The organism is Sphingopyxis sp., from assembly GCF_036402335.1.
Classification (GTDB): Bacteria; Pseudomonadota; Alphaproteobacteria; order Sphingomonadales; family Sphingomonadaceae; genus Sphingopyxis.
Genome location: NZ_DASWTD010000587.1, coordinates 1 through 8,570 on the forward strand (window position 1 = coordinate 1; position 8,570 = coordinate 8,570).

Genomic DNA, 8,570 nt, shown 5'->3' on the forward strand with positions numbered 1-8,570 from the left:
GAAGAAGCGCGGCTGGTCCGGATCTTCCTCCATATAGCCCCAGCTATAGAGGTGGACGAGCGCCGACACCGTCGTGATGACGACGAGCATCACCGCGGTCAGCGTGTCGACGCGCAACTCCCAGTTGAACTGGAGCGCGCCCGAAGACACCCAGTGCAGCACCGGGGTCACGGTCGCTTCGCCGCTGCCCGTCACGAACGACAGGAAGATCGGCCAGCTCAAGGCGCAGCTGGTGAACAGCGCGCCCGTGGTCAGGATTTTCGATGGCACATTGCCGATCACGCGCTGGCCGAGGCCTGCGATGATGGCCGCGAGCAGCGGCAGGAAAACGATCGCCTGGATCACCGGTTTACCCCTTCATCCGGTTGGCATCGTCGACGGCAATGGTGCCGCGGCCGCGGAAGTAAATGACGAGAATGGCAAGACCGATCGCGGCTTCGCCCGCAGCGACGGTCAGCACGAACATCGAGAAGACCTGCCCGACGAGATCGCCGAGCGCGGCGCTGAACGCGACGAGGTTGATGTTCACCGCCAAAAGAATGAGCTCGATCGCCATCAGGATAACGATGATATTCTTGCGGTTGATGAAAATGCCGAGCACGCCGAGCGTGAAGAGCACCGCCGAAACGGCGAGATAATGGCCGACCGAAATCACAATTCCATCCCCTGCCCGACGCCCGGATCGACCAGACGCGTCGCATCCTGCGGGCGGCGCTGGTTCTGCTTCGAGATATTCTGCGTGCGCACCCCGCCGCGCTGGCGATGCGTCAGCACGATCGCGCCGATCATAGCGACGAGCAGGACGATACCCGCCGCCTCGAACAGGAAGATGTAGCGCGTGTAGAGCAACTCACCGATCTGCTGGATATTGCTCTTGTCGCTGACGACCGGTGCCGCACGCGATGCAAGATCGACCCCGCCCGCGCTCCATGCGCCGACCGCGAACACGAGTTCAGCGGCAAGGATGATCGCAACAAGCGCGCCGAGCGGCAGGTAACGGACAAAACCCGCGCGCAGCTCGGCGAAATCGATGTCGAGCATCATTACGACGAACAGGAACAGCACCGCGACCGCGCCGACATAGACGATGACAAGCAGCATCGCGATGAATTCGGCGCCCGCGAGCAGCATCAGACCCGCCGCGTTGAAGAAGGCGAGGATCAGCCACATGACGCTGTGGACGGGGTTGCGCGCGAAAATCACCATCGCCGCAGAGGCAATGACGATGGTCGCGAAGAGGTAGAAGGCGAAGAGCTGGATCATGTGCGCGCGCCCTTATCGATAGGGCGCGTCGGCGGCAAGATTCGCCGCGATCGCGCGTTCCCATTTGTCGCCATTGGCGAGTAGCTTGGCCTTGTCATAGAGCAGTTCTTCGCGCGTTTCGGTCGCGAATTCGAAGTTCGGCCCCTCGACGACGGCATCGACCGGACATGCCTCCTGGCAGAAGCCGCAATAGATGCACTTGGTCATGTCGATGTCGTAGCGCGTCGTGCGGCGCGAGCCGTCTTCACGCGGTTCGGCCTCGATCGTGATCGCCTGCGCCGGGCACACCGCCTCGCACAGCTTGCACGCGATGCAGCGTTCCTCGCCGTTCGGATAGCGGCGCAGCGCATGCTCGCCGCGGAAACGCGGGCTGAGCGGGTTCTTCTCGAACGGATAGTTGATCGTCGCCTTCGGCTTGAAGAAATATTTCAGCGTCAGCCAATGGGCTTTGACGAACTCCCACAAAGTGAAGCTTTTGATGAGGTGGGCAATGGTACTCATGAATACCTCGTCAGCATCAGATAGCCGGAGATCAGGAAGATCCAGAGGAGCGAGATCGGCAGGAAAACCTTCCAGCCCAGCCGCATCAGCTGGTCATAGCGATAGCGCGGGACGGTTGCCTTGACCCAGCTGAAGACGAAGAAGAAGAACAGGATCTTCGCGAACAGCCAGATGATGCCGGGGACGACATAGAGCGGCGCCCAGTCGATCGGGGGCAGCCAACCGCCCCAGAAGAGCACGGCGTTGAGCGTGCACATCAGCAGGACGTTGGCATATTCGCCGAGCCAGAAGAGCGCGAAGCTCATCGACGAATATTCGGTCTGGTACCCCGCGACGAGTTCCGATTCCGCCTCGGTCAGGTCGAACGGCGCGCGGGCGGTTTCGGCGAGCGACGAGATCAGGAACATCACCGCGAGCGGGAAAAGCAGCAGGTTGAAGCCGAAGGCGTTGACGATGCCGAAGCCGTGGCCGATCTGCGCCTTGACGATCTCGTTCATGTTGAAGCTGTCGGCGAACAGCACGACGCCGATCAGGATGAAACCGATCGAGACTTCGTAGCTGATCATCTGCGCCGAGGCGCGCATCGCCGAAAAGAAAGGATATTTCGAGTTCGACGCCCAGCCCGACAGGATCACGCCATAGACGCCGAGCGACGAGATCGCGAGGATATAGAGCAGCCCGACGTTGATATCGGCGAGTACCGCGCCCGAATTGAACGGGATCACCGCCCACGCCATCAGCGCTACGGTGAAGGTGATGATCGGCGCGATCAGGAACAGTCCGCGGTTCGCCGACGTGGGTATGATCGTTTCCTGCAGGAACACTTTCAAACCGTCGGCGAACGATTGCAGCAAGCCGAAGGGACCGACAACGTTCGGACCGCGGCGCAGCGCGATCGCCGCCCAGATCTTGCGGTCGGCATAAATGATCATCGCAACCGCGAGCATCAGCGGCAGCGCGATGAGCAGGATGCCGCAAATCGTCGCGACGCCCCACGCCCAGTTCGGGTCCATGCCCCAGGAAATGAAGGTCTCGGTCATTTCCGCGCCCCGTCCTGGTTTTTCCAACCATTATGCGGCCCGGGTCTTTCCGACTTGCGCGGATTGAACCCGCGCCACACCGAATAGCCCATCCCGACCAGCAACACGCTGGCAATCGCATGCACCGGGGTCATTCCGCGGCCTCCGCAAAGTCTGCGCCATGGATCAGCTCTTCCGAGCAGCGCTGCATCGTCGGCGACGCGCGGCAGATGGCGTTGGTGAGGTAGAAATCCTTGATCGGCGACGGGATCGCGCGCGCCTCGGGCTTCGCGGGCAGCTTCGGCACGGTCCAGCCATAGTCGGCGAGGCCTTCGACACCGAGCGCCGGCACCGCGGCGATCATCGCCGCACGGCACTGCGCAAAGCTGTCGAAGCCGAGCGAAACGCCGAGCGCATCGGCGAGCGCACGGAAAATGCTCCAATCCTCGCGCGCGTCGCCGGGTGCGAACACCGCCTTTTCGCTGCGCTGGACGCGGCCTTCGGTGTTGACCGTGGTGAAGTCCTTTTCGGTCCACGCGGCCGCCGGCAGGATGACGTCGGCGGCATGCGCGCCCTTGTCGCCATGGTGGCCGACATAGACTTTGAACGTATCGGGCAGCGCCGCAAAATCGACCTCGTCGGCGCCGAGGAAGAAGGCAAGCTTCGGCTTCGCCGCGATCACGTCCTTGATCCCGCCGGGCAGGCCGTAGCCGAGCATCAGCGAGCCCATGCGCGCCGCCGAGAAATGCACGACATTATAGCCGTTCCAGCCCTGTCCTGAGCCTGTCGAAGCGGCGTCCTTGACCGCATTCACCGACTTGGCGAGCGCGAGGCCCGCGCCGTGGACGCCGGGCACCGACAAGGCGCCGCCGCCGAAGATCAGCATCGGCCGCTCGGCACCCTTCAGCGCGTCGAGCACATGCGCCGGCAGCTTCGCAACCAAAGAAGCATCGTCGCCGAGCCACTCGGTCTTGTACGTCAGGTCGGTTTCGGGACCGATCGCAAAGACCTTCGCGCCCTTCTTCCACACCGCCTTGCGGACGCGCGTGTTGATCAGCGGCGCTTCCCAGCGGAGGTTCGTGCCGACGAGCAGGATCACGTCGGCATTTTCGGCCTCGGCGATGCCGGTATTGAAATTGACCGCCGACAGGCTGGTGACGTCATAGTCGAGGCCGGTCTGGCGTCCTTCGAGCAGGGTGCCCCCGAGCGCAGTGACGAGCGACTTCGCGGCGAACATCGTCTCGCAATCGGCGAGATCGCCCGCGATCGCCGCGACCGACGAACCGGCGTTCACCGCCTTGATCGCGGCGAAGGCTTCGGCCCAGCTTGCAGGCTGGAGCGCGCCGTTGACGCGGACATAGGGCTGGTCGAGGCGGCGACGGGTCAGGCCGTCGACATGGTGGCGCGTCTTGTCGTTCGCCCATTCCTCGTTCACGTCGTCGTTGACGCGCGGCAGCACGCGCAGGACCTGACGGCCGCGTGCGTCGATGCGGACATTGGTGCCGACCGCATCCATCATGTCGATGCCGAGCGTCTTGGTGAGCTCCCACGGACGCGCTTCGAACGCATAGGGCTTGCTGGTCAGCGCGCCGACCGGGCACAGATCGACGATATTGCCCGACAATTCGCTGCCGACCGCACGTTCGAGGTACGACGTGATCTGCATATTCTCGCCGCGATAGATCGCACCGACATCTTCCACGCCCGCGACTTCCTCCGCAAAGCGGACGCAGCGCGTGCACTGGATACACCGGGTCATCACCGTCTTGACGATGGGGCCCATATATTTCTCGGTGACCGCGCGCTTGTTCTCGTCGTAGCGCGTCGCGCCGCGGCCATAGGCGACCGACTGGTCCTGCAGGTCGCACTCGCCGCCCTGATCGCAGATCGGGCAGTCGAGCGGGTGGTTGATGAGCAGGAACTCCATCACCCCTTCGCGCGCCTTCTTCACCATCGGGCTGTCGGTCTTGATCACCTGACCCTCGGCGGCCGGCAGCGCGCACGATGCCTGCGGCTTCGGCGGGCCGGGCGCGACCTCGACGAGGCACATACGGCAATTGCCCGCGATCGACAGGCGTTCATGGTAGCAGAAGCGCGGAATTTCCTTCCCCGCCATCTCGCACGCCTGCAGAACGGTCGCGCCCTGCGGGACGTCGAGTTCTACGCCATCTACGGTTACTTTAGGCATTATTTTGTCCGCCCGTTTGAACTATCTTTGGGTCGCGAAAGGTCTTTCGGGCGAGCGTCATGGACCGCCTTTGCGAAACGGTCGATGTCGACCCCTGCCTCAGCATGGCCGCAAGCAGCGCCACCTTTTATCAGCGCTTGCATGAAAGCAATTTCGTCTTTCGTCGAAACAATGGTTTCGGCTTCTGAAGGTGCCTTTTCCCAAAGGCATTTGGCAAAAGCCGCTTCGTCCTTCGCGCTCAGGGTTGAAGTCGAAGCGAGGAGCATGGCGCCGAAAAGAACTGTCGAAACGGCGCTGATCATTCCGCCGCCTCCACCATGCCGCCATTCTCGCGGATGCGGCGTTCGATTTCGGGGCGGAAATGCTTGATCAGGCCCTGGATTGGCCACGCCGCGGCGTCGCCGAGCGCGCAAATGGTGTGGCCCTCGACCTGCTTGGTCACGTCGAACAGCGTGTCGATCTCGCTGATGTCGGCGTCGCCGGTGCGCAGCCGCTCCATCACGCGCCACATCCAGCCGGTGCCTTCGCGGCACGGTGTGCACTGGCCGCAGCTTTCATGCTTGTAGAAATAGCTGATGCGGCTGATCGCCTGGACGACGTCGGTCGACTTGTCCATGACGATCGCTGCCGCGGTGCCGAGGCCCGATCCGACGGCTTTCAGCCCGTCGAAATCCATCGGCGCGTCCATGATCTCGGCTGCGGGGACGAGCGGAACCGACGAACCGCCCGGGATCACCGCGAGCAGATTGTCCCAGCCGCCACGAATGCCGCCGCAATGCGTGTCGATCAGTTCGCGGAAGGTGATGCCCATCTCTTCCTCGACGACGCATGGGCGATTCACATGGCCGCTGATCTGGAAAAGCTTGGTGCCCTTGTTATTCTCGCGCCCGAAGGACGAGAACCACGGCGCGCCGCGGCGCAGGATCGTCGGGACGACCGCGATGCTTTCGACATTGTTGACCGTCGTCGGGCAGCCGTAAAGGCCCGCCCCCGCCGGGAACGGCGGCTTCAGGCGCGGCTGGCCCTTCTTGCCCTCGAGGCTTTCGATCATCGCGGTTTCTTCGCCGCAGATGTACGCGCCGGCGCCGCGGTGGACGAAGACGTCGAAGTCGTAGCCCGACTTGGCCGCGTTCTTGCCGAGCAGGCCGGCGTCATACGCTTCCTGCACCGCGGCGAAGAGCGTCTCGGCCTCGCGGATGAACTCACCGCGGATATAGATGTACGCGGCGCGCGCGCGCATCGCGAAGCCCGCGATCAGGGCACCTTCGATCAGCTTGTGCGGATCGTGGCGGATGATCTCGCGGTCCTTGCACGAACCCGGTTCGGATTCGTCGGCGTTGATGACGAGGAAGCTCGGGCGGTCGGCGCGCGGTTCCTTCGGCATGAAGCTCCACTTGAGTCCCGTCGGGAAACCCGCGCCGCCGCGGCCGCGCAGACCCGACGCCTTGATCTCTTCGATGATCGCGTCCTGGCCGCGCTTCATCAGGTCCTTGGTATTGTCCCAATCGCCGCGCGCCTGCGCGGATTTGAGGTTCCACGGCTGGAACCCGTAGAGATTGGTGAAAATGCGATCCTTGTCGGCGAGCATTAGCGGCGCCCCTTTCCGAACAGGGCCTCGGCGCCGAAATAGAGCGCGAGAATGATCGCGACGACCAGCGCCAGATGCAGGACGCTGAACGCGACCTTCATGACAAAGGCGATCGCGACGAAGGCGATCATCACGAAGACGATCAGGATGATCAGATGAAGGATTTTCTGCAAGTCCATCACCAGTCCTTCCGGTAATCATGGTTCGACGACACCATCTCTTTCAGCGTCGTCGGGCCGCCCTCGGGCTCGCTCGTATGACGCCCCGGGACCTGCGTCCCCGCCTTCGGCGTCTCGCCTGCGGCAAGTGCGTCGAGAATGCGCGCCATGCTGTCGAAATCGAGGTCTTCGTAATTATCGTCGTTGATCTGGACCATCGGCGCGTTGGTGCAGGTTCCCATGCACTCGACCTCGGTCAGCGTGAACAGGCCGTCGGGCGTCGTCTTGCCCTTCACCATGCCGCGGTTCTTGCACGCCGCCATCACATCGTCCGACCCGCGCAGCATGCACGGCGTCGTGCCGCAGACCTGCACATGATAGCGGCCGACGGGCACGAGATTGTACATGGTGTAGAAGGTCGCGACCTCATAGGCGCGGATGAACGGCATATCGAGCTGCGCCGCGACATATTCGATCACCGGCACGGGCAGCCAGCCCTGCGTCTGCGTCTCGGCGCCGACCTGGCGCTGCGCGAGATCGAGCAAAGGCATCACCGCCGAACGCTGGCGCCCCGCGGGGTAGCGTGCGATGACCGCCTTCGCCTTCTCGGCATTTTCCGCCGTCCACGCAAAAGCGCCCCAGCGCGCGCGGGTTTCGGCTTCATCGGGGATTTGGGGTGCGTCAGCCATTGGAGACATTCTCTTTGAAGTAGAAAGACGCCTCGATCCGCGTCATGCGCAAGCGCCGGATGCGAAGAAACATCCCGACGCCAAAAGAAAGAGTCGGTACAGTCCACAGCCCTCGAAGAAGCCTCACATCATCATAGATTAACGCGCCAACAATGGTGATGGCGGCCGTGAGAGCGGCCATTCCAAAATAGAATCGCTCGTGAGACTTGCTCGGGGCTGGCTTCGGCGCACGACCAAGATGCTCGTCATTTGCATGAACCAAGTCGAAGAATTTCGGGACATAACTCACCGATCACACTCCCCGAACACGACGTCAATCGCCCCGATAATTGCAGTGGTATCGGCGAGCATATGGCCCTTCGACATCATGTCCATCGCCTGCAAATGCGAAAACGCCGTCGGGCGGATCTTGCAGCGATACGGCTTGTTGGTGCCGTCGCTGACCAGATAGACGCCGAATTCGCCCTTCGGACTTTCGGTCGCGACATAGACTTCGCCCGCGGGGACGTGGAAGCCCTCGGTGTAGAGCTTGAAGTGATGGATCAGCGATTCCATCGACTGCTTCATCTCGCCGCGCTTCGGCGGCACGACCTTACGGTCGAGGCTGGCGATCGGGCCCGTCGGCATGTCGCGCAGGCACTGGAGGATGATGCGCGCCGACTGATAGACTTCCTGCACGCGGACCATGAAGCGGTCGTAGCAGTCGCCGCGCGTGCCGACAGGGATGTCGAAGTCCATCTTCGCATAGGCGTCATAGGGCTGCGACTTGCGCAAATCCCAAGCGATGCCGCTGCCGCGGATCATCGGGCCCGAGAAACCCCATGCCAGCGCGTCTTCCTTCGACACCGTCGCGATATCGACGTTGCGCTGCTTGAAGATGCGGTTGTCGATGACAAGGCTCATGGCATCGCCGAACAGCTTCGGCAGGCGCTTCTCGCACCATTCGCCGATGTCGTAGAGCAGCCGTTCGGGAACATCCTGGTGCACACCTCCCGGACGGAAATATGCCGAGTGCATGCGCGCGCCCGACGCGCGCTCGAAAAAGTTCAGGCAATCCTCGCGCAGCTCGAACACCCACAGGTTCGGCGTCATCGCGCCGACGTCCATGACGTGCGACCCGATGTTGAGCATATGATTGCAGATGCGCGTCAGCTCGGCGAACAG

At 62.7% G+C, this 8,570-nt stretch carries 11 protein-coding genes and 1 pseudogene; all 12 read right to left on the minus strand.

Features of this window, described 5'->3' with window-relative positions:
• Nucleotides 1-345: pseudogene (locus VGD20_RS19045) on the minus strand (NADH-quinone oxidoreductase subunit L); the annotation flags it as partial.
• A 4-nt stretch (nucleotides 346-349) separates the two neighbouring features.
• Complete coding sequence (gene nuoK, locus VGD20_RS19050; RefSeq protein ID WP_003051614.1) at nucleotides 350-655, minus strand: NADH-quinone oxidoreductase subunit NuoK; 306 nt, start codon at nucleotides 653-655, stop codon at nucleotides 350-352.
• Nucleotides 652-1,263 carry an NADH-quinone oxidoreductase subunit J gene (locus VGD20_RS19055; protein ID WP_192645528.1) on the minus strand — a complete coding sequence of 204 codons (612 nt, stop codon included), beginning with the start codon at nucleotides 1,261-1,263 and terminating at the stop codon, nucleotides 652-654. The genes nuoK and VGD20_RS19055 overlap by 4 nt, the downstream gene beginning before the upstream one ends.
• A 12-nt stretch (nucleotides 1,264-1,275) precedes the next feature.
• A complete protein-coding gene (nuoI, locus tag VGD20_RS19060; RefSeq protein WP_331135952.1) occupies nucleotides 1,276-1,764 on the minus strand; it encodes an NADH-quinone oxidoreductase subunit NuoI in 489 nt (162 codons plus the stop codon).
• Entirely contained in the window at nucleotides 1,761-2,804 is a 1,044-nt protein-coding gene (gene nuoH, locus VGD20_RS19065) for an NADH-quinone oxidoreductase subunit NuoH (RefSeq protein ID WP_331135953.1), read from the minus strand. The genes nuoI and nuoH overlap by 4 nt, the downstream gene beginning before the upstream one ends.
• Nucleotides 2,805-2,934: 130 nt before the next feature.
• Nucleotides 2,935-4,971, minus strand: coding sequence for an NADH-quinone oxidoreductase subunit NuoG (gene nuoG, locus VGD20_RS19070; protein ID WP_331135954.1), 2,037 nt, complete (start codon nucleotides 4,969-4,971; stop codon nucleotides 2,935-2,937).
• The gene (locus tag VGD20_RS19075) at nucleotides 4,971-5,273 is read right to left on the minus strand and encodes a hypothetical protein (protein WP_331135955.1); all 303 of its coding nucleotides are present in this window, start codon (nucleotides 5,271-5,273) and stop codon (nucleotides 4,971-4,973) included. Before VGD20_RS19075 ends, nuoG begins: the two co-directional genes overlap by 1 nt.
• Complete coding sequence (gene nuoF, locus VGD20_RS19080) at nucleotides 5,270-6,559, minus strand: NADH-quinone oxidoreductase subunit NuoF (RefSeq protein ID WP_331135956.1); 1,290 nt, start codon at nucleotides 6,557-6,559, stop codon at nucleotides 5,270-5,272. Before nuoF ends, VGD20_RS19075 begins: the two co-directional genes overlap by 4 nt.
• Nucleotides 6,559-6,738: a hypothetical protein gene (locus VGD20_RS19085; protein WP_331135957.1), complete on the minus strand. Its 180-nt coding sequence runs from the start codon at nucleotides 6,736-6,738 to the stop codon at nucleotides 6,559-6,561. The genes nuoF and VGD20_RS19085 overlap by 1 nt, the downstream gene beginning before the upstream one ends.
• Nucleotides 6,738-7,406 carry an NAD(P)H-dependent oxidoreductase subunit E gene (locus tag VGD20_RS19090; RefSeq protein WP_331135958.1) on the minus strand — a complete coding sequence of 223 codons (669 nt, stop codon included), beginning with the start codon at nucleotides 7,404-7,406 and terminating at the stop codon, nucleotides 6,738-6,740. Before VGD20_RS19090 ends, VGD20_RS19085 begins: the two co-directional genes overlap by 1 nt.
• A complete protein-coding gene (locus VGD20_RS19095; RefSeq protein WP_331135959.1) occupies nucleotides 7,399-7,695 on the minus strand; it encodes a hypothetical protein in 297 nt (98 codons plus the stop codon). The genes VGD20_RS19090 and VGD20_RS19095 overlap by 8 nt, the downstream gene beginning before the upstream one ends.
• A partial coding sequence (locus VGD20_RS19100) for an NADH-quinone oxidoreductase subunit D (RefSeq protein WP_331135960.1) occupies nucleotides 7,692-8,570 on the minus strand: 879 nt, incomplete at its 5' end. The genes VGD20_RS19100 and VGD20_RS19095, both read right to left, overlap by 4 nt.

Coding starts and splice junctions, on each gene's coding strand:
- VGD20_RS19055 (WP_192645528.1), bottom strand. CDS start 1,263: ATGATCCAGCTCTTCGCCTTCTACCTCTTCGCGACCATCGTCATTGCC.
- VGD20_RS19090 (WP_331135958.1), bottom strand. CDS start 7,406: ATGGCTGACGCACCCCAAATCCCCGATGAAGCCGAAACCCGCGCGCGC.
- VGD20_RS19075 (WP_331135955.1), bottom strand. CDS start 5,273: ATGATCAGCGCCGTTTCGACAGTTCTTTTCGGCGCCATGCTCCTCGCT.
- nuoH (WP_331135953.1), bottom strand. CDS start 2,804: ATGACCGAGACCTTCATTTCCTGGGGCATGGACCCGAACTGGGCGTGG.
- nuoG (WP_331135954.1), bottom strand. CDS start 4,971: ATGCCTAAAGTAACCGTAGATGGCGTAGAACTCGACGTCCCGCAGGGC.
- nuoF (WP_331135956.1), bottom strand. CDS start 6,559: ATGCTCGCCGACAAGGATCGCATTTTCACCAATCTCTACGGGTTCCAG.
- nuoI (WP_331135952.1), bottom strand. CDS start 1,764: ATGAGTACCATTGCCCACCTCATCAAAAGCTTCACTTTGTGGGAGTTC.
- VGD20_RS19085 (WP_331135957.1), bottom strand. CDS start 6,738: ATGGACTTGCAGAAAATCCTTCATCTGATCATCCTGATCGTCTTCGTG.